This window comes from Pseudomonas sp. SIMBA_067, from assembly GCF_046534675.1.
GTDB lineage: Bacteria > Pseudomonadota > Gammaproteobacteria > Pseudomonadales > Pseudomonadaceae > Aquipseudomonas > Aquipseudomonas putida.
Map to the genome: position 1 here is coordinate 1 of NZ_JAWRYH010001447.1, position 232 is coordinate 232.

Below are 232 nucleotides of genomic sequence, written 5' to 3' on the forward strand. Positions count from 1 at the left end.
TTCCACCACCAGCATCGGCTGAGGAGCTAACACCAGCTGCACACTGATGGTGCTGTTATCCGGGCTGTAGCGATGGGCGTTCTCCACCAGGTTACGCAGCAACATCTTCAGCAGCGTGGCATCACCGCGCACAAACTGCTCCTGTGGCAGATCGAGCACCAGCGTCTGCTGATGCGCCTCCAGCATAATACTCAGCTCTGCCTCCATTGGCAGGATCACATCTTCAATCAGC

General features: G+C 56.9%; 1 protein-coding gene. It reads right to left on the reverse strand.

Annotation, left to right across the window (positions count from 1 at the left end; all coding sequences use genetic code 11):
* On the reverse strand, window positions 1-232 hold a 232-nt coding region (locus SB765_RS34205), incomplete at both ends, for a hypothetical protein (protein WP_410933100.1).